This window comes from Caballeronia sp. LZ034LL (genome assembly GCF_031451215.1).
Lineage (GTDB): Bacteria > Pseudomonadota > Gammaproteobacteria > Burkholderiales > Burkholderiaceae > Caballeronia.
Map to the genome: position 1 here is coordinate 951,833 of NZ_JARUXR010000001.1, position 23,896 is coordinate 975,728.

Sequence of the window (23,896 nt, forward strand, 5' to 3'; positions counted from 1 at the left end):
AGCACATGAGCACACGCGTCGCGCTGATCGCGCACGACATGAAGAAGGACGACATCGTCACGCTGGCGGGCGAGTTCGCCGCCACGCTCGCGCAATGCAGCCTCGTGGCCACGGGCACGACGGGCGGCCGCATCGCGGCGGCGCACGGGCTCGAGGTCGAGCGCAAGCTGTCCGGCCCGCACGGCGGCGACCTGCAGATCGGCGCGGAACTGGCCGAAGGGCGCGTCGACATGGTGATCTTCCTGCGCGACCCGATGACGCCGCAGCCCCACGAGCCGGACATCAACGCGCTGGTGCGCGCCTGCGACGTGCACAACGTGCCGTGCGCGACCAACATCGCGACGGCGCGCATGCTGCTCGACGACTTGCGCCTGCGCTTCGCGCGGGCGTCCTGAACCCGACACGTGACGGAGGTGAACGAGCGATGACCAAGGCAATCCGATTCGACAAGGCAGGCGGCCCGGAAGTGATGAAGTGGGTCGACGTGGAGGTGGGCGCGCCGGGCAAGGGCGAGATCCGCGTCAGGCATCATGCGGTGGGGCTGAATTTCATCGACGTGTATTTCCGCACCGGCCTCTATCCGATGCCGCTGCCCGGCGGGCTCGGCATGGAAGGCGCGGGCGAGGTCACGGCGGTGGGCGAGGGCGTCACGCAGTTCAAGCCGGGCGACCGCGTGGCCTACGCGTCGCGTCCGCCGGGCGCGTATGCCGAAGAGCGCGTGATGGCGGCGGACTACGTCGTCAAGCTGCCGGATGCGATCGGCTATGAAGACGCCGCGTCGATCATGCTGCAAGGACTGACCGCGCAGTATCTGCTGCGCCGGACCTATCGCGTGAAGCCGGGCGATACCGTGCTGATCCACGCGGCGGCGGGCGGCGTCGGCATGATCGCGTGCCAGTGGGCCAAGGCGCTGGGCGCGACGGTGATCGGCACCGTGGGGTCGGACGAGAAGGCCGAACTCGCGAAGGCGCACGGCTGCGACCATCCGATCGTCTACACCCGCGACAACTTCACGCAGCGCGTGCGCGAGATCACCAACGGCGCGGGCGTGCCGGTGGTCTACGACTCGATCGGCAAGGACACGTATATCGCCTCGCTCGACTGCCTCGCGCCGCTGGGCCTGTTCGTGAGCTTCGGCAATTCGTCGGGACCGTTGCCGCCGATCGATTCGTCCGAGTTCGCCGGACGGGGCTCGCTCTTTTTCACGCGTCCGACGCTCTTCAGCTATATCGCCAAACGCAGCGATCTCGACACCATGGCGGCGGAACTGTTCGACGTGGTCGCTTCGGGCAAGGTGAAGACCAACGTGCGCCAGCGTTATGCGCTGGCGGAGGCGGGCCGCGCGCACGAAGACCTCGAGGCGCGCCGCACCACCGGTTCGACCATTCTGCTTCCCTGATGCGGGCGCGGGACGGTTCGTGAACACCATGAACGACTGAAACATGAACGAGCCGTCCCCGACCGTCGTCCTGATCGAAGACGACAAACAGATCCGCCGCTTCGTGCGCGTCTCGCTGGAGGCGCAGGGCATGACCGTGCACGAAGCGCTCAGCGGGCAGCAAGGGCTCGTCGAGGCGGCGACGCGCAAGCCCGACCTCGTAATCGTCGACCTCGGCTTGCCGGATGTCGACGGCATCGACGTGATCCGCGAACTGCGCGGCTGGAGCGGGCTGCCGGTGATCGTGCTGTCGGCGCGCACGCAGGAAGAGCAGAAGGTTGCCGCGCTCGATGCCGGCGCCGACGATTACCTCACCAAACCCTTCGGCGTCTCCGAACTGCTGGCGCGGATCCGTGCCCATCTGCGGCGGCGCAATCAGGCGCCGGCCAGCGAAACGCCGGCGGTCAGCTTCGGCGACGTGAGCGTCGATCTCGCGATGCGGCGCGTGACCCGCAATGGCGAGAGCGTGCATCTGACGCCGCTCGAATACCGCCTGCTCGCGGCGCTCGTGCGGCATGCGGGCCGCGTGCTGACGCATCGGCAGTTGCTGCTCGACGTGTGGGGACCGTCGCATGTGGAGAGCCCCCACTATCTGCGCATCTACATGGCGCATCTGCGTCAGAAGCTCGAACGCGATCCGGCGCAACCCGAGCACATCGTGACCGAGACGGGCGTCGGCTACCGGCTCGTGGGCGTGCAGTGACGCGGTCCTGCTGTGTGATGCAGGGTTAGCGCGTGCGGCGGGTGCGCGGCGTCTACACTCGGCCAGCAGTTCCTTGAGCGCTGTCGGCCCTGATGCACAACCTGCCTGACGATCCGAAGCGCTCCCTCGCGTTGCCTGGGAGAAAGTGATGGGCGTTTCCCGTGTCAGCGGCGCCAGCCCGGGCGCCGGGTCGTTTGCGGCTGCCGAACCGGATGCGTCGCCGCGCGCAGAGACGTCGGACGCGCAAGGCGCAGCGCCGGAGCCGCGCGACAGTCCTCAGAACGCGACCGATTCGGCCGATGCGCGCGAGTCTGCGGATGCCGGTTCGGCTGCGTCGGCCAATGAAGCGGGAACGCCGGCGGACGAATCGAAAGAAACGAACGAAGCGAACGCAGCGAACAAGACCGCCGAGCCGGACAAGATCGATCAGCCGGTTCAGTCGACCGCGTCCCAACTCCAGGCAAGCCAGCGCGAGGACGACGTCGCGCCGGCCGCCACGCCGCCGCTGCCGCGCGCCGATGTCGAAGCCGACTCCCTGCCTTCCAGCGCCGCCGCAACCGAAGATGCGCACTCGCGCGTGGAGCGCGGCGCCTGCCAGGGCACGCCCAGTACGGATATTTTTCGCGAGCGGCGCGGCGGTGAGCGGCTCCGGGCGAGAGCCACGGATTGCGTCAAGTTCGATCAGGCCGACTATCGCAGGAAGTGCGGCTATCCGGAGACGGGCGCGTGCGACGGCATCGTCCTCGAAGCGATGCGGCGCGTGGACCGAGGCGCGCAACTGCCGGAGCGGACCCTGTTCTCGGCGGTCCAGAACATGCGCCTCGACGCCGACGCCGATTCGAACTCATTCGCGCACCGTGACTTCTGCGAGCATGTCGAGAAATTCCAGACCAACGCGTACCGGCTCGGTTTCAGCCACTACACGCCGCTCGTCCCCAACAACCTCAGAGCGCGGTATGCGGCGACCTCCGACCGGCTGCGCGCCATACGCGAAGATTTCGCGCTGATGCAACCGGCCGACATGGCGTACCTGCAGATCGGCATGGAGGCGTCCGGCACCCTGCAGGAACGGGGGCATGCGCTGCTCGTGCAACATGGGGACAGCGACAACTGGACCATCTTCGACCCCAACAACGGCGCCTTCCGGTACGGCAGCCGGATCGACATGCAGCGCTCGCTCGAAGGCTATCTCGATGTCGCGTTTTCCGGCACCGAGTGGCGCGCGTCGCCGGTGCAGATGCAGGTCTATTCGCGAAATGGGCCGGGCGGATCCGATCCCGCGCCCACGCCCGCGCCCGTGCCCGTGCCCGTGCTCGCCTCCCGTCCGGGCACGCCGGGCTCCAATCCGCCGGAGTCGGACTACGACTATCAGCTATACGCGGACACCGCGCTTCGGCCCTATCCGATGACACCCGCCGCCATCTTCGAAGGCGCGCGCTGGCCGCTTGCGGGCGTCGATCGCAACGAGGCACTGGTGTCCTTTGCGTTGCGGATGGTCGGCGATTACGCGACGCCGGATTTCCGCAGCGCACTGGAGCCGCTCGACCCGCGCGCGCCCGATCAGGCGCGCCGCCTGCAACTGATCGACACCCTGCGCCTGCGGCACGGCAACACGCCGTCGGCGTCGTCCGTGGACGTGGCGCGCTACATCCGGCATGCCGGCGAGAGCGGAATGGGCAGCGCGGAACACCTGATCGACAACCTGGCGACGAACTTCGGCTCGAACTACTTCGGCGACAGCGCGACGAACGGTTCGCGCAACACCATGGTCGTGATCGATATGGGGCGACGGTCGCCGCCCGCGGACGGGTCGGCCAGCGGCTTCGCCTACAGCGATCCGCTCCTGATCCGGAGAATCGCGCCGGGCAGCAACTTCCGCAGCGACCGTTACGAACTCCTGGCACCCGACTACGGCTTGTTCGAGTACGCGGACTTCGAACACATGACGTCGGCCGTGCGGCGGGCGTTTCTGTCGGGGCGTCATACGGAAGGTGGCGTGAGGGATGCCGAGACGACGTGGTACGCGGAGGACGACGGCAGCATGCAGGGGGGGCACGCCGCGCTCTCCAATCCGCACGACGCGCTCAATCTCTCGTTTCCGGTCGTGCCGGTGGCGGACCTGCCGCCGCCGGTCGCCACCGCGGTCGACTCGCCTTCCCGCTCCTATCCGCACGCGGATTTCAAGCGCGCGGCAGAACGCCCGACGCGCTACAGCGAGCCTGATTTCCTGTTCAGGCCGTCGACGGTGACGCCTTTCGAGATGAGTGCGGAAGGCGGCTTTCACGTGCTCACGACGTCGCTCAAGGACGTCAATCTGGTCACGCACGACTTCGATGTCGGAGCGGGCAAGCGCGACCCGGACAGCGCCGGTTATCTGGCTACGTTCGCGAGTCCCGGCATCGCGCTCGACCGTCTCGAGCATGAGGCGCGGAGCGGCTTCGTCTACGCGATCTCGCCTGGTCCCAACCTCGTGGACGTCAATGCCACGCTGGGTCCTCACGCCGTGGCGCCGGACAATCACGAGTTCGCGGCGATGGGAACCATCGACGCGACGCAGGTCATCGGATGGTGGGAGATCAAGGACGGCGTCGCGTCCAGTTTCAAGGACAATCCGGCATACCGATGGGACGTGTACGGGACGCAGCGAAGCGCCGGCGCGCAACCGCAGCTCGCGCGCTTTCCGCTGAATTCGAAGGCGTGGCAGGAGCTTGCGTACAAACCGTTCGTCGTGCCCGCCGTGCGCGACGGCAAGGTGGTCGGGTACACGCCGAAGGAGAATCCCAACCTCACCCAGGCCGAATTCTACGGCGATGCCGTCCAGCGGCTCGACGACGCCAGCCGCAGACAGGCCGCGCACGAGGAATATCGAGGACCGATGACGTTGCACGCGTACGGCGGCGGCGCGGATCATCCGGCCATCCTCTACGCGGACGCGTCGGACAATGTCTATGTGAACTGGACCTATCGCGCGAGCACCCAGTACCCCGGCAACACCAAGCAGTTCGTCATGGGGTCGGACGGGCGATTCCACTATCCGCGCGACTGGAACAAGACCTTGCGGGTCGGTTCGGATGGCTACGTGTATGTCGGCTCCGTGCCATCGTCACCGAGCCTCAACGGCGTCTTCCGTTACGACAACGGACGCCTGGTGCATGTCGAAGACGGCAAGTACCTGACCGTGGGTCACACCGTCTATGTGCCCTTCGTCACCACGGCGTTCGAAGGAGCCCGCTCGACGTGGAAACTGACCGGCGAAGGCGGCGTGCCGGTGACGCCGCCCGCCTCGAACCGGAACTCGTACAACTATGCCCGCGACACTGGAACCAGCGAGGAGCTGTACCGCTTCGACCAGCGTCCGGAGTCGCTCTTGCCTCCCGGCACGACGCATTTCGTGACCCACATTCCGACGCTCGGCATCAAGGGCGGGTTTCTCGACTGGATGAATCACCGGCATCAGGATGTGGCCGGCACCATCCAGTGGCTGGAACGGAACAATGCGGCCTTCCTCTTCAGGGACGGCTTCTATGCTTTCGGCGTCGGCGACAACATGCTGGAAGTGCGCACGCTCGGCGGCCGCCGCGCTTACTGGATCGTGCGTGATCCGAAGACGGGGAGCATCGCCGAACTGCCGCAAACGCACATCGCGTCCAACTATTCCGTGCGTGCCGACGTCTGGGAAGGCATCGAGGCGCGGGCGCGACTACGCGAGCGGCTTCGTTTGATGCTTGGAGAGTGAGCGATGCGCTCAGGGTCGACACGCCACCCACGGAAGGAAGCATGCCGCCCGCGCGTCATTCCGCTGCGCCCGCCGGACGCGCACGGCCCTGGCGGCGTGCACGCCGGGCTTCCGCGCGGATGCGGAAGCGGTCCATGTAGAGATAGACGACCGGCGTGGTGTAGAGCGTCAGCATCTGGCTGACGATCAGCCCGCCGACAATCGCGATGCCGAGCGGCGCGCGCATCTCCGAACCCTCGCCGGTGCCGAAGGCGAGCGGCAGCGCGCCGAGCAGGGCGGCGGCGGTCGTCATCATGATCGGGCGGAAGCGCAGCAGGCACGCCTCGCGGATCGCGTCGCGCGGCGTGGCCGCGCCGTGGCGCGTGGCCTCGATCGCGAAATCGACCATCATGATCGCGTTCTTCTTCACGATGCCGATCAGCAGGATCACCGCGATGAAGGCGATGATGCTGAACTCCGTCTTGAAGAGCAGCAGCGCGAGCAGCGCGCCGATGCCCGCGGAGGGCAGCGTCGAGAGAATCGTGATCGGATGGATATAGCTCTCGTACAGCATGCCGAGCACGATATACACCGCGGCGAGCGCCGTGAGGATCAGGATGGGCAGCGTGCTGACCGACTGCTGGAACGCCTGCGCCGTGCCCTGGAAACTGCCGTGGATCGTCTGCGGCACGCCGATCTCGGCCATGGTTTCGTAGATCGCGGCGGTGGCGTCGGAGAGCGACTTGCCGGGCGGCAGGTTGAAAGAGATGGTCGAGGCGACGAACTGGCTCTGGTGATTCACTGACAGCGGCGTGTTGCCCGGTCCGAACTTCGCGATGGCCGACAGCGGCACCATGGTTTCCTTCGACGTGGACACCGCCGCGCCCGACGACGAGCCGCTCTTGCCAGTGGCGGCGATTGCGTTGGTCGCCGAGTTCTTCACCGCGGCCAGCGCGAGCGCCGCGCTGGTGTCCGTCGCGCTGGTGGAAGCGCCGCCCGCGCCGGTCGACCCGGTGGCCGAGGTTGAGGCCGTGGAGGTGGTGCTGGACGTGGTGGTGGATTGCGTCGACGACGAACCGCTTGCCGTGCCGCCCGACGTGCTGATCCAGATCTGCTTGAGCATCTCCGGGTCCTGCCAGTATTTCGGCGCGAGCTCCATGACCACGTGGTACTGCGACAGCGGGTTGTAGATGGTCGAGACCTGGCGCTGGCCGAATGCGTCATACAGCGTGTTGTCGATCTGCGCCGGCTTGATGCCGAGCCGCGCGGCCGTGGAACGGTCGAACGTGACCATCGACTCGAGTCCGCCCTGCTGCTGGTCGGAATTGACGTCGGCGAGTTCGGGGCGCTTCTGCAGCGCGTCGGTGAGAATCGGCCCCCACTTGTAGAGATCGGCGGTCGTGTCCGACAGCAGCGTGAACTGGTACTGCGCGTTGGATTGCCGCCCGCCCACGCGAATGTCCTGCACCGCCTGCAGGAAGGTGCGCGCGCCCGCGACATCGCCGAGCGGCGCACGCAGGCGGTTGATGACCTGATCGGCGGAGACCTTGCGCTCGCTCTTCGGCTTGAGCGAGATGAACATGAAGCCGCTGTTGGTCGAGCGCCCGCCCGTGAAGCCGGCCACGCTGTCCACCGCCGGATCGGCCTCGACGATCTTCATCATCTGCGAGAACTTGCCTTTCATGGCCTGGAACGACGTGCTCTGGTCCGCCTGGATGCCGCCGATGATGCGTCCCGTGTCCTGCTGCGGAAAGAAGCCCTTCGGCACGATCACGTAGAGGAACACGTTGAGGAGCACGGTGGCGAACAGCGTCATCAGGATCAGCAGCGGATGCGCGAGCGACCAGTCCAGCGTGCGCGTATAGCCGCCCTGCAGGCGCTGGAACTGGCGTTCGAGCCATTGCGCGATGCGGCCTTCCTGGCGGCGCTCGCCCGGTTCTTCGAGCAGGCGCGAGCACATCATCGGCGTGACGGTGAGCGACACCACCAGCGACACCGCAATGGCGAGCGACAGCGTCAGCGCGAACTCGCGAAACAGCCGCCCGATGATGCCGCCCATCAGCAGGATGGGCAGGAACACCGCCACCAGCGACACGCTGATCGACACCACCGTGAAGCCGACTTCGCGCGCGCCGATGATCGCGGCCTGCATGCGCGGCACGCCTTTCTCGACATGCCGCGTGATGTTCTCCAGCACGACGATGGCGTCGTCGACGACGAAGCCGGTCGCGATGGTCAGCGCCATCAGCGAGAGGTTGTCGAGCGAGAAGCCCAGCAGGTACATGGCCGCGAACGTGCCGATGATCGAGATGGGCACGGCCACGCTTGGGATCAGCGTCGCGCGCCAGTTGCGCAGGAACAGGAACACGACCATCACGACCAGCGCCACCGCGATCACGAGGGTGGCCTCGGTGTCGTGCAGCGACGCGCGGATGGTGGTGGAGCGGTCGGCGGTCGGCGTGATCTGCACGTCGGCGGGCAATGCGGCCTGCAATTGCGGCAGCATCGCCTTGACGCGGTCGATGGTGTCGATGATGTTCGCGCCCGGCTGGCGATACAGGATCACCAGCACCGCGCGCTTGTTGTTGATGAGGCCGAGATTGCGCAGGTCTTCCACGGAATCGACCACCTCGCCGACGTCCGAGAGCTTCACCGCCGCACCGTTGCGGTACGCGACCACGAGGTCCTTGTACTGCGCGGCCTTGCTCGCCTGGTCGTTGGTGTAGAGCTGGATGCGCGTGCCTTTGAACTCGATCGCGCCTTTCGGGCTGTTCGCATTCGCCGAGGCCAGCGCCGCGCGCACGTCCTCCAGCCCGATGCCGTAGTGGAACAGCGCGCCCGGCTCCAGTTCGACCCGCACCGCCGGATTCGCCGAGCCGCTCACGTCGACTTCGCCGACGCCCGGCACCGTGGACAAGGTCTGTTGCAGCACCGTTGCAGCGGAGTCGTACAGCGCGCCCGGCGTGCGCGTGGGCGAGGACAGCGCGAGCACCAGAATGGGCGCGTCGGCCGGGTTCACCTTGTGGTAGGTCGGGTTGCTGCGCAGTGCGGTGGGCAGGTCGGCGCGTGCGGCGTTGATGGCCGCCTGCACGTCGCGCGCGGCGCCGTCGATGTCGCGGTTCAGGCCGAACTGGAGCGTGATGCGCGTCGTGCCGACCGAACTCATCGAGGTCATTTCGCTGACGTCGGCGATGGTGCCGAGATGGCGTTCGAGCGGACTGGCCACGCTGGTCGCGACCGTCTCCGGGCTCGCGCCGGGCAACGACGCCTGCACCGAGATGGTCGGGAAATCGACCTGCGGCAGCGGCGCGACCGGCAGCCGCACGAACGCGAACATGCCCGCGAGCGCAATGCCGATCGCGAGCAGCGTAGTCGCGACAGGCCGGGCGATGAAGATGCGCGACAGGTTCATGACTCAGCGTCCCTCGCCGGCGGCGGGCGTGCGCGGTGGCTCGCGATGAAAGCGTGCGCGCAGCTTGCGGGCGAGCGAATCGAAGCCGAGATAGATGACCGGTGTCGTGAACAGCGTCAGCAGCTGCGACACGATCAGGCCGCCCACGATCGCGATGCCGAGCGGATGGCGCAGTTCGGAGCCCGCGCCCCAGCCGAGCATCAGCGGCAGCGCGCCGAGCAGCGCGGCCATGGTGGTCATGAGAATGGGCCGGAAGCGCAGCAGGCAGGCCTGGAAGATGGCTTCACGCGGCGGCTTGCCTTCCTCGCGCTCGGCTTCGAGCGCGAAGTCGATCATCATGATCGCGTTCTTCTTCACGATGCCGATCAGCAACACGATGCCGATGATGCCGATGATGTCCAGGTCGTGCCCGGTGATCATCAGCGAGAGCAGCGCGCCGACGCCCGCCGAGGGCAGCGTCGAGAGAATGGTGATCGGATGGATGAAGCTCTCGTACAGCACGCCGAGCACGATGTACATCGTGACGATGGCAGCGAGGATCAGGAACAGCTCGTTCGACAGCGACGCCTGGAACGCGAGCGCCGCGCCCTGGAAGCGGATCTGGAACGAGGCGGGCAGGCCGATGTCCTGCTTCGCCTGCTCGATGGCCTTCACGGCTTCGCCGAGCGACGCGCCCTTGGCGAGATTGAAGGACACCGTCGTGGCCGGGAACTGGCCCAGGTGTGTGACGAGCAGCGGGGCCGCGCGTTCGTGGAACTTGGCGATGGCCGACAGCGGCACCTGTCCGTTGGTCGCGGTGGAGGAGGGCAGGTAGATGCCGTTGAGCGTGTCGCTGTAGTGCGCGTCGCTGGGCTCGGCCTCCAGGATCACGCGGTACTGGTTCGACTGCGTGAAGATGGTCGAAATGATGCGCTGGCCGAAGGCGTCGTACAGCGCGTTGTCGACGGTGGCCGGCGTGATGCCGAAGCGCGCGGCCGTCGCGCGGTCGATCTCGATATACACCGACTGACCGTTCTGCTGCAGGTCGGTCGCGACATCGGTCAGCACCGAGGTGCCTTGCAAACGCGCGACGAGCTTCGGCACCCATTCCGCGAACTCGGACGGATTCGGGTCGGTCAGCATGAACTGATATTGCGTCGGGCTGACGGTGGAGTCGATCGTCAGGTCCTGCACCGGCTGCATGTACAGCTTGATGCCCGGAATGTCCGCCACTTCGCTCTGGATGGCGCGGATCACGTCGCTCGACGTGTCGCTGCGGTCATCGCGCGGCTTCAGGTTGATGAGCATGCGGCCGCTGTTCAGCGTGATGTTGGTGCCGTCCACGCCGATGAACGAGGTCAGGCTTTCCACATCCGGGTTCTGCAGGATCTTCTTCGCGAGCGCCTGCTGCTGGTCCGCCACGGCCTGGTAGGACGCGGCCTGCGGCGCCTGCGTGATGGCCTGGATCACGCCGGTGTCCTGCACCGGGAAGAAGCCTTTCGGAATATAGATGTAGAGCACCGCCGTGAAGACCAGCGTCAGCACGAAGACGAACAGGGTGGCGTGCTGGCGGGCCAGCACCCAGTTCAGCGCCACGGCGTAGCGCCCGATCACGTAGTCGATGAACTGGTGCGCGCGCGCCTCGAAGCGCTTGCTGTCCTTCGGCGGCGTGTGGCGCAGCAGCTTGGCGCACATCATCGGCACGAGCGTCAGCGACACGACCGCCGAAATCACGATGGTCACCGCGAGCGTGATCGCGAATTCGTGGAACAGGCGGCCCACGACATCGCCCATGAAGAGCAGCGGGATCAGCACGGCGATCAGCGAGACCGTCAGCGAGATGATGGTGAAGCCGATTTGCTTGCTGCCCTTGAGCGCGGCTTCGAGCGGCGATTCGCCTTCTTCCACGTAGCGCGCGATGTTCTCGATCATCACGATGGCGTCATCGACGACGAAGCCCGTCGCGATGGTCAGCGCCATCAACGAGAGGTTGTCCAGCGAGAAGCCGCACAGATACATGACCGCGAGCGTGCCGACCAGCGAGAGCGGCACCGAAAGGCTCGGGATGATGGTCGCGTAGACGTTGGCGAGGAACAGGTAGATGACCAGCACGACCAATACGACCGAGAGCAGGAGCTCGAACTGCACGTCGCGCACGGACGCACGGATGGTCGTCGTGCGGTCGGTGACCACGCGCACGTCGAGCGCCGCCGGCAGCGACTGCTGCAACTGCGGCAGGATCTGCTTGATGCTGTCCACTACGGCGATCACGTTCGCGCCCGGCTGGCGCTGCACGTTCAGGATGATCGCGGGCGTCGAATCGACCCACGCGCCGAGCTTGGTGTTCTCCGCGCCCTGCACGATGCTCGCGACGTCGGTGAGCATCACCGGGCGGCCGTTGCGGTACGCGATGACCGCGCTCTTGTAGGCGTCGGCGTCGGTGAGCTGGTCGTTGGCGTTGATGGTGTAGGCGCGCGTCGGACCGTCGAAGTTGCCTTTCGGCGTGTTGACGTTGAGATTGGCGATGGTCGTGCGCAGGTCGTCGATGTTGAGCCCGTACGACGCCAGCGCACGCGTGTTCGCCTGGATCCGCACCGCCGGGCGATTGCCGCCGCTGACCGACACGAGGCCCACGCCCGCCACCTGCGAAATCTTCTGCGCGAGGCGCGTGTCGGCCAGATCCTGCACCTGCGTGAGCGGCAGGGTCTTCGAGCTGACGGCCAGCGTCATGATGGGGGCGTCGGCGGGATTCACCTTCGCGTAGATCGGCGGCGCGGGCAGGTCCGAGGGCAGCAGGTTGCCTGCCGCGTTGATCGCCGCCTGCACTTCCTGCTCGGCGATGTCGAGCGGCAGGTCCAGGCTGAATTGCAGCGTGATGACCGACGCGCCCGCCGAACTCTGCGACGACATCTGGTTCAGGCTCGCCATCTGGCCGAACTGCTTCTCCAGCGGCGCGGTGACGCTCGACGTCATGACGTCGGGTGAGGCGCCTGGATAGAAGGTCTGCACCTGGATGGTCGGATAGTCGACGGCGGGCAGCGCGGACAGCGGCAGGAAGCGCAGCGCGACCAGTCCGACCAGCATGATTGCCGCCATCAGGAGCGCCGTGCCGACCGGACGCAGAATAAAAAGACGAGATGGGTTCATGCGGTATTCGTGACCTGAAGCTCGGGGTTACTGCTGCGATTGCGTCTGCTGACGCCGATGCCCGCCGTGATGCGCGCCCGACGCACCCGAGGCCGCGGCGGCGCCTGAAGCACCCGAGGCGCCTGAAGCACCCGAAGCCGCGTTCGCCTTCTCGGCCGGGATGGTGATCTTTGCGCCTTCCTTGAGGCGGTCGGAACCGTCGATCACCACGCGCTCGCCCACTTGCAGGCCGGACTTGATGCTAGTGCGCTCGCCATCGACCGGACCGGCCTTCACGTTGCGCACGGTCACGGTGTTGTCCGGCTTCACGACATACACGAACGCGCCCGACGAGCCGTTCAGCACGGCCGGCGTCGGCACGATGGTCGCGTTCTTGATCACATCGACGAGCAGCTTCGTGTTCACGAACTGATTCGGAAACAGCATGCTGCCCTTGTTGTCGAAGGTCGCGCGCAGCTTGACCGTGCCGGTGGTGGTGTCGATCTGGTTGTCCACCGTCTCCAGATAGCCGGATTCGAGCGCCGTGGTGTTGGCGCGGTCGTAGGCCGTGACCGACATCTTCGTGCCCGCGTGCAGCGGCTTCAGGATGGCGGCGAGGTTGTCCTCGGAGGTGGTGAAGATGACGCTGATCGGCTGCAACTGCGTGATGACGACCACGCCGTTGGTGTCGCCGGTCGTCACGTAGTTGCCCGGATCGACCTGGCGCAGGCCCACGCGTCCCGACACCGGCGCCGTGATGCGCGCGTAGGTCAGGTCGAGCTTGTAGGTATCGACGTTGGCCTGGTCGGACTTGACCGCGCCTTCGTACTGCTTCACGAGCGACGCCTGCGTGTCCACCTGCTGCTTCGCGATGGAGTCCTGCGACAACAGGGTCTGGTAACGCTGCAGGTCGAGGCGCGCGGTCTGCAGCAGCGCTTCGTCGCGCGCGAGCTGGCCTTGCGCGTTGCGAAGCGAGATCTCGTACGGACGCGGGTCGATCTGCGCGAGCAGGTCGCCCTTCTTGACCATCTGGCCTTCCTGGAACGCGACATCCATCAGCGTGCCGTTCAGCTGCGTCTTCACCGTGACGTTGGCGAGCGGCGTGACGGTGCCCAGCGAGTCGATGACCACGGGCATCTCGCCTTGCGTGACGCTTGCGACATGCACCGGCTGCGGCTGGTTCGTCGCGTTCGCGGCGCCGCGCCGGCCGCCTTGCCGCGCTTCATGCTGGGCGCCCGGGGCGCTCGTGCCATTGCGGTTCCATGGATGCCACCAGGCCAGCGCGCCTGCCACGATCAGCACCGCGATGATCAGCGGCACGATTCTGCGACGGCGCGTGGTTGCGTGAGGGTGGGCAGCCGGCGAAGCGGGCGAGGGAGGCGTCGGGCGCGGTTGCCCTGAAGGATTCTTGTGGTCGTCCATCTGTTCGGTGGCTGGGTCTTTCGATTCTGTCTTGCAAGGACGCGGATGAGGAATCAATCACGGTTCGGAGACGCGCGGCGCGCTGCACGTGCAACGCCGGGCAGCGCAGGCTCCGGCGCATGACGGGACCGGCGGGCGCGGCTGGAAGCGGTTGCCCTTTAGCGAAGGTGTCGCCTCAGGCGCAAAGCAGAGCCGCCTTTAGCAAGCTGCAAGCCCGGCGGGGCGCCGACATGCGCGAAGCATGATGCTACGTCCCGCGTCCGGACGCGTCCACCGGTCATTCTTTCGGCTGATTACGACTGTTACACGGCAGACCGGCGCGCCTTCGACGGCTTTCGAAGAGCCTGCGCCGGGCGCAGGCTGTTGGCATGACGGGCCGCGTAGTTTAACCGGCCCGTGTGACTCAATCGGCGGCGTGGGCGGTGTGGGCGGCGGGCGCCGGATGGGTGCCGCCAATCTCTCGCACGATGTGCTCGACGCATTCGAGCAGCGCGGGAGCGACGGTGTCGAGCAGTTTTTCGCGCGGGCATTGGTAGGCAGCGCCGCCGCAATTGACCGCGTAGCGTTCCTCGGACGGACCCACGAAGCCCGCCGCGACCGCGTTCAGTCCGTCGTGCCACTCGCCGACCGACATGGCGAAGCCGCGCTGCAACGCGTCGTCGAGGCCGAGTTGCAGGCTGCTTGCGATGGACGGCCATTCGTCGCCCGAGGCGGTCTGCAGGCTGCCGATGAGCGCGCGCCGGTCGGTTTCGGCCAGCGCCGCGAGATAGGCGCGCCCGACCGAGGTACGGGTGAGATCCATCCGGCCGCCGACTTCGAGCCGCGAGACCAGAACGGCGGAGCGCGGACGGATGGCGTCGATGACGACCATTTCCAGACGGTCGCGCACGGCGAGATGCACCGAAAGTCCGGTTCGCTCGGCTAGCTGAATCAGAAAGGGGCGCGCGCGAGCACGAATATCGAAATTGCGTAAGAATCCGTTGCTGAGTTCAAGCACGGAAGCAGTCAGGACGAAGCGTTCGCTGTCCGGAAGCCGATACAGCAGGCCGGCGCCGACGAGCGTTGCGGTGATGCGCGAGACGGTCGGCTTTGGAATGCCCGTCCAGTCGGTCAGTTCTCGGTTGCTGACGGGCGCATGGGCGGCTGCGATGCGGCGCAATACGTCGAGGCCCCGCGCGAGCGCGGTGACTTCTTCGCCGTCTTTTTCTCGGGTTCTCTCTTTACCCGTGGACCGGTCATTTTGCATGTGGGCCTGTTTTTAATGAAACGTTGTTCCGAAGGTCGGGGGCGCGACATTCTACCGGGACAGATCTCAAAGCTTGCAAGCGATGCAAGGCATGACGATAAGCTGTATCACAGATGAACTTTTTTGGTACAGCGCTTTTTATTCGGTAATAAAGTTGGGCAGTTGCCCGGAGTCAGAAATTTTGCTTGACTTGGGCAACGTTCCCATAAAAAATGGAATTGAATTTCGAAACTTGATAGCGACGTGCGCTGTAGTGCTTCCCGCTCTCAGACTTCGGGATACCGTCTCTCAGGTTCTAGCACGGCCCTCGGAATGGCTAGAACTTTTAAGGCGCTGCGGAAACGCAGCGCCTTTTTTTTGCCCGACGCAGTTTGACGCTTTGACCCGAATATACCTGCAAAGCAGCGCGGCAAGTGGAACGACATGCTCGCTTTCACGCAAATGACGCGGTCCGTAACGCAAGCCTGACTGACGGCAGTTGGTTACAGGCGCAAGAGGGTCTGCACGCGTTCAGGTTCAATGATTGAAAACACGGCGCTCTTTCAGGATACGTCGGCCACGAAGCAGCCAGTAAATGCTCGCGAGCGTCAGGAGCACGGCGACGCACATGACGAACAGCGGCGAGTTGCGTTCAGGCGCGGGCGGGCTGGTTGCCACGAGCAGCGCCGTGAAGAGTGCGACGCCGGCCTGGAAGAAGGAGCGGGCGGCCACACTGCGGCGCAGGCGGAGCGTGGTGAAGCGGGAAACAGGGGGGCGGGCGAACGGTTCGAACAGCATCATCCCTGCGGTGAGGGCGATGGCGGCACTCATGAAATACATGGTGGAAGACTTTCGTGAAGGGCGGGACGCGAGGAAATATAGGCGACCGCGCAGCCTGCCAGAACTAGATGTCTCCTAAATGTAGAAGAATTCTTCTATCTGAAATGGTTGGTCTGATTTTTTCGAAAAACTGATCGGGCGCGACTTTTTCGCGCGCAGAGGGCCATAGTCAGGGTTTTCCTTTGATGCAAGGTTGGATTGGTATCGCAGGCGCAGAGCCTTTTGCCGGCCTCGGGAAGGCGCGTTTGACGAAGGCTGGACAACAGCAGCGTATGATGTGCGCCAGTTTTGCTCGGGATTCAGCCCTTGCGACAGACGACAGACGATGGAAGGCAATACATGCAGATGACTCCCCTGACCCGCATCGCGGCCGCGCTCGGAGCGCTCGCTCTTCTCGCCGCCTGCGAAAAGCACGACGCCACGGCCGGCCAGGCGGTCGGCGCATTCAATAATCTGGCGAGCCAGACGGGTCAGAAATTCGATCAGGCGGCGAGTTACGTCGGCCAGAAGGTCGATGCGGCGAAACAGTCGGCGCAGCAGAATTTCGACAACGCCGGTTCGATGCCCGATATTTCCGCGAGCGGCGTCGCGGCCTCGGCGCGCGCCAACTTCGACAACGCCGCAAGCGCCACTCAGGCCGCGATCAACAACGCGGCAAGCGCGACGGGTGCGGGCCTGCAATCGGCGGGGCGCAAGCTGCAGGACTGGTCGACGCGTCCGGACGGCGCGCAGGCGAGCAGCCAGACGGGCGTCCAGGCGTCCGGCGCGACCGCCAGCTCAGACCCGGGCAACGCGCGCGCCGAAATGGACAAGTAACGCCTTCCCGCATGGCAGCGCTTGCATCCGAACAATCTGATGAATCGGCCTGCAACCGATGGCTAACATTCGGTTACGTCCGCATCGGACGGACCGCAGTTCGCAGCCGCTAAACTGGCGGTCTTTTGAAAACCGGTATCGTCATGAAGTCATGCAAACGCGCGCGTGACGGCGCGTGGGCGTTCGTTGCGATCTTCTGGCTGGCGACCTGCGCGCGCGCGCGGCGAGCGTCGCCGGCACCGCTGTTCGCTGTCCTGCTCTCCTCCGTTTCTTTCGCGCACGCCGCACCCGCGCTCACCCTGCCTTCCTTCGAAGAGCTGATCAAGCCCGCGGCGCCTGCATCGGCGCCGGACGCGGCGTCGAACGCAGCGACGCCCACGGCGTCCGACGCCGACATGGTGCGCTCGCTCGACACGCTCATCGCGACGCTCGACAGCGACCGGCAACGCACCGCACTGGTCGCGCAACTCAAGCGGCTGCGCGATGCGAAGCGCGCGGCCCTGGCCGGCGTCCCCGCGCCAGGCGCCGCAGCCGCGCCGGCCGGCGCCGACACAACGGACGCGAACCCCAGCACCAGCGCCGACGCCGCGAGCAGCGCGAGCGATGCGACATCGGCAGCGGTCGCGCCGGCATCGTCGAGTTCGTCGGCGGCGGCGGTCGTCGCGAAAATGGCGCAGAACGCCGGGCTGCTCGGCGCGATTGCCTCGGCGGTAACCAACATCGAAGCCGACGTCAGGCGCGGCAAGACGCCGCTCGCCTACTGGATTGGCCGCTTCAACGCCGCCGGCAACGAGCTCTTCACCATTGTCACGAGCCAGAGCCGTGAGTCCTTCGGCCGCACGCTCTTCAATTACTTCGCGACGCTCGCCGGCTGGGGCGTCTGCGCGTTCGTGCTGGTCTATATCCAGCGCCGCGTGCAGGCGCGCTACGGCATCGACATGGGGCTGCATTCGAATCCGACGACGGGCGAACTGCTGCGCTTCACGCTGCGCCGCGTCGCGCCCTATCTGTTCGCATTCCTCGCGGCACTGAGCTTCACCCATTACATGCCACTGTCGCTCGGCCGCACGCTGGCCATGGTGACCGCCTACGCGATCGTCGCGGGCGCGGTGTTCTCGGCCATCTGCCTGATCATGTTCTCGCTGTTCGGCTCGGCGCACCGGCGCGTGGCGGTCAACCTGCTGATCGTGCGCGCGCGCCGGCTGTTGTTCGTCATCGGCACGCTCGGCGCGCTCGGCGATGCCGCCGCGAACTACGACGTCGCCCAGCAGCTCGGCACCAATCTCTCGGCGCTCATCTCGACCTTCGCGAACATGGGCGCGGCCGGCCTGACTGCTTATTTCGCGCTGGCCTTCCAGCGGCCCGTCGCGCATCTGATCCGCAGCCGCAGCTACGAGCAGCGCAACACCCGCAAGGCCGCGACCGAAACCTTCGAGGTGGTCGCCTCGCTGTGGCAACTGCCGCTGTTGCTGCTGGCGTCGGCGTCGGTGGTGGCGACGCTGATGGGCATCGGCACGTCCGAGAACGTGTTGCAGATGGCGATCGCGACCGCCGGTCTGCTGGTCGTCGGGTTCTTCCTCTCGGCGATCGTCGTGCGCGTCACGCGTCCGAAGTCGCGCAAGCCGCGCCGGCAGTCGGCATATGTGCGCAGGCTCGTGAAGTTCGTCGGGACGATGATCGTGGTCGGCGTGTGGCTCGTGTTCCTCGAACTGTCGTCGCGCTTCTGGGGCTTCTCGCTCGCGCACATGGCCGAGGAGAGCGTGGCCGCGCGCGGCATCACGCATGCCGTCGCGATGATCGTGCTGACCTTCTTCGTCGTGTGGCTCGTGTGGATTTTGATCGACACGGGCATCCAGGAAGCGCTCAAGCCGGACTCGACGCGGCGCGGCGGACGCGGCCCGAGCATGCGCGCGCGCACGATGCTGCCGCTCGTGCGCAATGTCGTGTTCGTGTTCCTGCTGACGGTGGCGGCCATCGTCACGGCGGCGAACCTCGGACTGAACGTGACGCCGCTGCTGGCGGGCGCGGGCGTGATCGGCCTGGCGGTGGGCTTCGGCGCGCAGTCGCTGGTCGCCGACCTCATCACGGGTCTGTTCATTATCATCGAGGACACCATTTCGGTGGGCGATTCGATCGAAGTGGAGGGCGGTCACGCGGGCATCGTGGAAAGCCTGACGATCCGCACCGTGCGCCTGCGCGACGGCCAGGGCGCGGTCCACGCGATTCCGTTTTCGCAGATCAAGACGGTGAAGAACCTGTCGCGCGATTTCGCGTATGCGGTGTTCGAGGTGCGCGTGCCGTTCTCGGCCGATGTCGATGAAGTCACGCAGATGATCCGCGAAGTCGGCGCGGACCTGATGTCCGACTTCCGTTACCGGATGGAGATGCTGGGTCCGGTGGAAGTGTGGGGACTCGATCGCTTCGATCCGAACTGGATGGTCGTGAAAGGCCAGATCAAGACGCGGCCGCTGCAGCAATGGAGCGTCGCGCGCGCGTTCAATCTGCGCATCAAGCGCAAGATGGACGAGGCCGGCATGGACATTCCGGTGCCGCAGATGCACGTGCAGATGACGCGCGACACGCTGGCCGGCGATGCAGCGGCGGCCGGGCACGAGCGCGCGCGGCGCATCTGGACCGGCGAGGCGCCGCCGGCAGAGGAACCCGAGGAGGCGATGGCGGGTCCGGAACCCGCGCGTCAGAGTCAGATGAAGGGCGAGACGGCGGCGCTGCGCGACATTTCGCACGATCCGCAGGCCGCGCCGCCGCCGACGGATCAATCGGTGCAGATTCCGCCGCAGATTCCCACTGCGTCCGAGCCAGGGAAGGGCTGAACGGCGTGTGTCCGTGGCGACGCGCGGGCGTCAGGCGGCGAGCAGATCGTTGACGTGCGTGGCTATCTCCGCGCCCGCGACGCCGTAGACGTGCAGCGAGATGGCGCGGGTGGCGGCATCGGCGGGATTGCCGAGTTGATGGATCGCGCCGCGTCCTGCTTCGACGCACGACACCGCACCTGCCGGGCGCGCGTGACGGCGGACCGGCACCGCGCTTTGCGTATCCATGTCCCAGCGATACAGCGTTTCTTCCAGCGTGCCTTCGATGACCGCATAACCGCACCACGTCAGATGGCCATGCACCGGGCTGGCTTGCCCCGGCGTCCAGACCAGCGCGGCGATCGCGTAACGGTTGAGCGGATCGGCGGCGAGAAGGTGGCGGCAATAGCGCTGTGCTTCGGCGGCGCGCTGCTCGGGACGCAGCAGATCGGGCGCGGCGATCGCGCGACGCAGCGCCGCGCGCACGCGTTCTCCGAAGGCATGGCGCGGGCCGGTCGACGTGGCGTCGAAGGCGGCATCGAGTTCCTGGCACAAGGCGGCGAGCGCATCGCCGGGCCGGGTTGGCATCGCTGCGAAAGGCCGCGCCGGGCGGCTGACGTGTTCGGATTGCATGGTGTCGGAACCGTGATATTCGTTGAAAAAGGCACGGTTCATTTATACCGGCTTGCCTCCAGAATTGGTTTCCATATAATTCCGCTCGGACATCCAGAAAGAGAATAATTTCCTACCGGGGGTGCAGCATGGGAATGGACCTCATCGACCGCAAACTGCTCGAGCTGCTGCAGAACGACGTAACCATGCCCATCGCCGAACTGGCGCAGCGCGTGAACCTGTCGCAGACGCCGTGCTGGAAGCGGGTGCAGCGCCTCAAGGAAACCGGCGTGATCCGCGCGCAAGTGGCGCTGTGCGATCCGAAGAAGCTGGGCGTGGGCACGACGGTGTTCGTCGCGGTCCGCACCAATCAGCACACGCAGACCTGGGCCGAAGATTTCACCCGTGCGGTGCGCGACATTCCGGAAGTGGTCGAGGTCTACCGGATGAGCGGCGAGACCGACTATCTGCTGCGCGTCGTGGTGTCAGATATCGACGACTACGACCGCGTCTACAAGACCCTGATCCGCGCGGTGCCGCTGTACGACGTCAGTTCGAGCTTCGCGATGGAGCAGATCAAGTATTCGACGGCGCTGCCGGTCCGACCCACCGCCGAGTTTCCTTGACCTGACTTTCCTGGAGAAAGGCGCCGGCACGGCCCGTGCGACATCATCCCGCAATCCAGTTGAAAACCATCGCGGGTACCATGTCGGGTCTTTCCGAACCTGCGTCACCAAGCGCATTGCCCATGATCGACGATCCCCGCCGCCCCGCCGGCAAGCCCAGAAAGAATCCGACGCGCGCCATCAGCGTGTTCATCGTGGTGGTGGTGCTGATCGTCATCGGCACGGTGCTGTTCAATGCGATCCGCGAGAAGCGCGAGTTCGACCAGCAGAACACGCCCGCCGCGAGCGACGTGCGTCCCGCGTTGCCGGCGACGGGCGCATCGCAATAGTCGATGCGGCGGCGCGCCCGCTAGCCGCTAGCGGGCGTCACACCGGCAAGCGGATCTGCGTCGCGTCCTTGCTGATCAGCGCCGACGCGCCCAGCATCTGCTTGCATTGATGCGCCAGCAGCTTGAGGTCGTGGAGCGCGTCGGGCGGCAGGGCCTGTGCGCGTTCGGCCTGGATGACCATCGCGTCGAGTTCGCGGCGCAACTCCTTCAGTGCATCGCTTTGCGCGGGCGCCGCGTCCGGTTGCGGCGCGGCGGGCAGTTCGTCCTGCGCGTCGGCCAGATGCTCGCGCACCATGCCGAAGGTGCGCTGCACCGGCTCGAAGCGCTGACCGTCCTGGCCCGAGCTTTCGTTGAGCGACTGCAGCAGCGGCGCGGCCGCCGTGATCTGCGAGGCGAGCACATGGCTCTGCACCAGCAGGTCGTTCAACTCCGCCACGTAACGCTGCTGCGCCTTCGGTTCGAGCATCATGCGCTGGAAGGCCTGCGCCAGATTGGCGAAGGCGATGTGCACGTTCTTGCGCGCCAGCCGGTAGCGGAAATCCCGGTCCAGTGCGGTGGCGGCGACCGTCGCGGCGGCGGACGCGCCCTTGCTGGCCGTGGCCGCCGTGCTCTCGCCGATGCTCACCGCCGCCAGCTTCTGCGCCGTCGCGTTCGCGGCCTTTACGGCCGAGTCCGAGACGACTTCGGGATCGAGCGGCGGCGTGGCGGCGACGGGCTCGTTCGCTGCGTCGGCGGCGGGCGCGGCGACGGGCTGATCCGGGGATGACGCTGCGACGCCTGCGTTGGCGTCGGCGAACACGGCGGGGTTGACTGCCGTCTCCGGCGCGGCGGCGCGCGCTTTGTCCGGCTGCGCGGAGGCCTTGGCCTTCCACCACCAGCTCGCTTCCAGATAGTTGCGCGTGGCGGACAGGAGATCCTTCACGAGCTTGCCCATCAGCCGGTATTCCCAGTAGGGGAACAGATGGCTGGCCGCGATGGCGATCGCGCAGCCCACCACCGTATCGATCGCGCGCTCGCCGATCAGCCTCAGGCTGCCCGGCGCGAGCAGATGGAACATCAAGAGCACGTAGGACGACGTGAACACGACGCTCGCCGCATAGTTGAAGAGCAGCAGGCTGTAGCTCATCACCATCGACGCGAACATCACGATTAGCAGGATATGCGGCTCCTTGACGAACAGGATGAGCGCGATGGTCACGCCGCAGCCGATAGCCGTGCCGATGATCCGCTGCGTGTTGCGCTGTTTCGTCAGCGAGTAGCCGGGCTTCAGGATGATGACGGTGGTCATCACGATCCAGTAGGCGTTGGTGAGCGGCAGCAGCCGGCCGAGCCAGAAGCCTGCGCCGACGGCGATCGTCACGCGCAGCGCGTGCCTGAAGCTCGGCGACGACATCGTCAGGTTCGAGAAGATCTGCATGAACGGCACGCGCCGGCTCGAGATGAAGCGTGACAGCGCGTGGTCGATCTGCACTTCGGTTTCGGTCGGACTGGCGTCGTCGCGGGTGCGGCGGCGCATCTTGTCGATCAGGCGCGTTGCGCTCCACAGGCGGCGGAACACGGCCGCCGCCGCCGCGTAGGCTTCCGGATTCTTCTCGGGCAGGCCGTTTTTGCGCATCAGTTCGAGTTCGTACTCGATCGCGCGCAGTTCCGCCTTCATGCTGATCTGCCGGCCGGCGGCATTGTTCTGCAGCACGGCGAGGCCGATTTCCTCGAGATCGGCGGCAGCTTTGCGCATCAGGTCGCGATAGAAGATCAGCACGTCCGAGCCCGCGAAGGTCTTGCGCACCAGCGGATAGTCGGTATGTGCGCCGACGAAGAACTCGTGCAGGTCCACCACGTTGATGAACAGATTGAAGAGCCGGGCGCGGCGTGCGTCGAGCCGGCCGCTTTTCAGCTTCGGCAGGTTGCGCAGCACGATGTCGCGGGCGGCTTCCTGGCGCTCGACCGCGGCGATCTGCTTTTCGATCAGCTTGCGATAGCACTCGTCGAGATCGGCATCGCCGTCGTAGAAATCGGCGCGTGCGAGGAGGTATTCGGCGCAGCTGAAAATGCTTTCGGCGAGCGCCTGCTGCTCGATGCGATAGACCAGCAGCCGGCTCACGAGCGTGGCCCAGTAGGTGTACCAGAGACCGCCGAGCAGGATCCACGAGGCGTTGATGAGCGCCTGTAGCGGCGTGAAATGGTCTTCGAGCGTGACGACCATCATGAACAGGGTCGCGAAGCTGATCTGTGGCCAGCGGTTGCCGTAGACGACGATCAGCGAGAGCACGAAGGTCAGCGGCACGATGGTGAGCCAGAGCGTCAGCGGATGCGCGGTGGCGATGCCGGTGGCGAGCGAGGAGAGGAAGCCGATGAAGGTGCAGGCTAGCATCTCGTTGTGCTTGTGCCTGAGGGGGCCGGGCATGTCGACGACGCATGCGCCGAGGGCGCCGGTGGCGATCGTGAAGCCGAGCTCGCGGTTGTGGAACACGATGAGCATCAGGACCGCGGGCAGCGAGACGCCGAGCGCGATGCGCAGGCCGCCGAAGAAGTACTGGCTGTAGATGAACTTCCTGATTTCGAACGAATAGCGCATCGAGTTTCTGGGTTTGTCGGCTCGGCGGGGGTGGGTTCGACGGAGTCGGGTGAGTCTAACCCATGCGGGTTGGGTGGGGAGGCAGGTTATATGCCTGGGGGGGTGTCGCTCGGGGTCCTCGCTTAGGGTTGGCTTTGTGTTTGCCTGTGCTTCTATGGACTTCCCTTTGTCGCGTCGGTCTATTAGCACTGCCCCTCCCCGGGGCGGGGGTAACTTTCTTTGCTGCTGCAAAGAAAGTCACCAAAGAAAGCAGCTTTTCTTCCCGCCC

At 66.0% G+C, this 23,896-nt stretch carries 15 protein-coding genes; 8 read left to right on the forward strand and 7 right to left on the reverse strand.

Annotation, left to right across the window (positions count from 1 at the left end; translation table 11 throughout):
- The first annotated feature begins 5 nt into the window (after positions 1-5).
- From QCE83_RS04425 to QCE83_RS04440, 4 genes are all read left to right on the forward strand, one after another.
- A complete protein-coding gene (locus tag QCE83_RS04425) occupies positions 6-395 on the forward strand; it encodes a methylglyoxal synthase (RefSeq protein ID WP_309807847.1) in 390 nt (129 codons plus the stop codon).
- Positions 396-424: 29 nt separating this feature from the next.
- Positions 425-1,399, forward strand: coding sequence for a quinone oxidoreductase (locus QCE83_RS04430; protein ID WP_309807849.1), 975 nt, complete (start codon positions 425-427; stop codon positions 1,397-1,399).
- Positions 1,400-1,442: 43 nt separating this feature from the next.
- On the forward strand, positions 1,443-2,141 hold the full coding sequence (gene kdpE, locus QCE83_RS04435; protein ID WP_309807850.1) for a two-component system response regulator KdpE: 699 nt from the start codon (positions 1,443-1,445) through the stop codon (positions 2,139-2,141).
- Positions 2,142-2,289: 148 nt separating this feature from the next.
- Complete coding sequence (locus QCE83_RS04440) at positions 2,290-5,877, forward strand: enterotoxin A family protein (RefSeq protein WP_309807852.1); 3,588 nt, start codon at positions 2,290-2,292, stop codon at positions 5,875-5,877.
- 55 nt (positions 5,878-5,932) lie between these two features.
- Here the strand turns inward: QCE83_RS04440 and QCE83_RS04445 are convergent, their stop codons facing one another.
- The 5 genes from QCE83_RS04445 to QCE83_RS04465 form a co-directional block, all read right to left on the reverse strand.
- A complete protein-coding gene (locus tag QCE83_RS04445) occupies positions 5,933-9,268 on the reverse strand; it encodes an efflux RND transporter permease subunit (protein ID WP_309807853.1) in 3,336 nt (1,111 codons plus the stop codon).
- 3 nt (positions 9,269-9,271) lie between these two features.
- Positions 9,272-12,394, reverse strand: a complete 3,123-nt coding sequence (locus QCE83_RS04450; protein WP_309807854.1) for an MdtB/MuxB family multidrug efflux RND transporter permease subunit — start codon at positions 12,392-12,394, stop codon at positions 9,272-9,274.
- Positions 12,395-12,421: 27 nt separating this feature from the next.
- The gene (locus QCE83_RS04455; protein ID WP_309807855.1) at positions 12,422-13,795 is read right to left on the reverse strand and encodes an MdtA/MuxA family multidrug efflux RND transporter periplasmic adaptor subunit; all 1,374 of its coding nucleotides are present in this window, start codon (positions 13,793-13,795) and stop codon (positions 12,422-12,424) included.
- 403 nt (positions 13,796-14,198) lie between these two features.
- The gene (locus QCE83_RS04460) at positions 14,199-15,041 is read right to left on the reverse strand and encodes an IclR family transcriptional regulator (RefSeq protein ID WP_309807856.1); all 843 of its coding nucleotides are present in this window, start codon (positions 15,039-15,041) and stop codon (positions 14,199-14,201) included.
- Positions 15,042-15,557: 516 nt separating this feature from the next.
- Entirely contained in the window at positions 15,558-15,851 is a 294-nt protein-coding gene (locus tag QCE83_RS04465; RefSeq protein WP_309807858.1) for a hypothetical protein, read from the reverse strand.
- A gap of 348 nt (positions 15,852-16,199) precedes the next feature.
- Here QCE83_RS04465 and QCE83_RS04470 point away from each other — a divergent pair, with 348 nt between their 5' ends.
- On the forward strand, positions 16,200-16,676 hold the full coding sequence (locus QCE83_RS04470) for a hypothetical protein (protein ID WP_309807859.1): 477 nt from the start codon (positions 16,200-16,202) through the stop codon (positions 16,674-16,676).
- Positions 16,677-16,819: 143 nt separating this feature from the next.
- Entirely contained in the window at positions 16,820-19,507 is a 2,688-nt protein-coding gene (locus QCE83_RS04475; RefSeq protein ID WP_309807860.1) for a mechanosensitive ion channel family protein, read from the forward strand.
- A 30-nt stretch (positions 19,508-19,537) separates the two neighbouring features.
- On the opposite strand, the gene QCE83_RS04480 is transcribed toward QCE83_RS04475, so the two are convergent.
- On the reverse strand, positions 19,538-20,161 hold the full coding sequence (locus tag QCE83_RS04480) for a cysteine dioxygenase (RefSeq protein ID WP_404984122.1): 624 nt from the start codon (positions 20,159-20,161) through the stop codon (positions 19,538-19,540).
- Between the two features lie 92 nt (positions 20,162-20,253).
- On the opposite strand from QCE83_RS04480, the gene QCE83_RS04485 reads away from it, so the two are divergent.
- Both QCE83_RS04485 and QCE83_RS04490 read left to right on the forward strand, forming a co-directional pair.
- On the forward strand, positions 20,254-20,724 hold the full coding sequence (locus QCE83_RS04485; RefSeq protein ID WP_309807861.1) for an Lrp/AsnC family transcriptional regulator: 471 nt from the start codon (positions 20,254-20,256) through the stop codon (positions 20,722-20,724).
- A gap of 122 nt (positions 20,725-20,846) precedes the next feature.
- Positions 20,847-21,053, forward strand: coding sequence for a hypothetical protein (locus tag QCE83_RS04490; RefSeq protein ID WP_309807862.1), 207 nt, complete (start codon positions 20,847-20,849; stop codon positions 21,051-21,053).
- 37 nt (positions 21,054-21,090) lie between these two features.
- On the opposite strand, the gene QCE83_RS04495 is transcribed toward QCE83_RS04490, so the two are convergent.
- Entirely contained in the window at positions 21,091-23,628 is a 2,538-nt protein-coding gene (locus QCE83_RS04495) for an FUSC family membrane protein (RefSeq protein ID WP_309807864.1), read from the reverse strand.
- Between the last annotated feature and the right edge of the window lie 268 nt (positions 23,629-23,896).

Excerpts from the sequence above, each read along its gene's own strand:
- QCE83_RS04475 (WP_309807860.1), top strand. The coding sequence starts at position 16,820 with ATGAAGTCATGCAAACGCGCGCGTGACGGCGCGTGGGCGTTCGTTGCG.
- QCE83_RS04450 (WP_309807854.1), bottom strand. The coding sequence starts at position 12,394 with ATGAACCCATCTCGTCTTTTTATTCTGCGTCCGGTCGGCACGGCGCTC.
- QCE83_RS04460 (WP_309807856.1), bottom strand. The coding sequence starts at position 15,041 with ATGCAAAATGACCGGTCCACGGGTAAAGAGAGAACCCGAGAAAAAGAC.
- QCE83_RS04470 (WP_309807859.1), top strand. The coding sequence starts at position 16,200 with ATGCAGATGACTCCCCTGACCCGCATCGCGGCCGCGCTCGGAGCGCTC.
- QCE83_RS04495 (WP_309807864.1), bottom strand. The coding sequence starts at position 23,628 with ATGCGCTATTCGTTCGAAATCAGGAAGTTCATCTACAGCCAGTACTTC.
- QCE83_RS04485 (WP_309807861.1), top strand. The coding sequence starts at position 20,254 with ATGGACCTCATCGACCGCAAACTGCTCGAGCTGCTGCAGAACGACGTA.
- QCE83_RS04440 (WP_309807852.1), top strand. The coding sequence starts at position 2,290 with ATGGGCGTTTCCCGTGTCAGCGGCGCCAGCCCGGGCGCCGGGTCGTTT.
- QCE83_RS04465 (WP_309807858.1), bottom strand. The coding sequence starts at position 15,851 with ATGAGTGCCGCCATCGCCCTCACCGCAGGGATGATGCTGTTCGAACCG.
- QCE83_RS04455 (WP_309807855.1), bottom strand. The coding sequence starts at position 13,795 with ATGGACGACCACAAGAATCCTTCAGGGCAACCGCGCCCGACGCCTCCC.
- QCE83_RS04480 (WP_404984122.1), bottom strand. The coding sequence starts at position 20,161 with ATGAACCGTGCCTTTTTCAACGAATATCACGGTTCCGACACCATGCAA.
- QCE83_RS04430 (WP_309807849.1), top strand. The coding sequence starts at position 425 with ATGACCAAGGCAATCCGATTCGACAAGGCAGGCGGCCCGGAAGTGATG.
- QCE83_RS04425 (WP_309807847.1), top strand. The coding sequence starts at position 6 with ATGAGCACACGCGTCGCGCTGATCGCGCACGACATGAAGAAGGACGAC.
- QCE83_RS04490 (WP_309807862.1), top strand. The coding sequence starts at position 20,847 with ATGATCGACGATCCCCGCCGCCCCGCCGGCAAGCCCAGAAAGAATCCG.
- QCE83_RS04445 (WP_309807853.1), bottom strand. The coding sequence starts at position 9,268 with ATGAACCTGTCGCGCATCTTCATCGCCCGGCCTGTCGCGACTACGCTG.
- kdpE (WP_309807850.1), top strand. The coding sequence starts at position 1,443 with ATGAACGAGCCGTCCCCGACCGTCGTCCTGATCGAAGACGACAAACAG.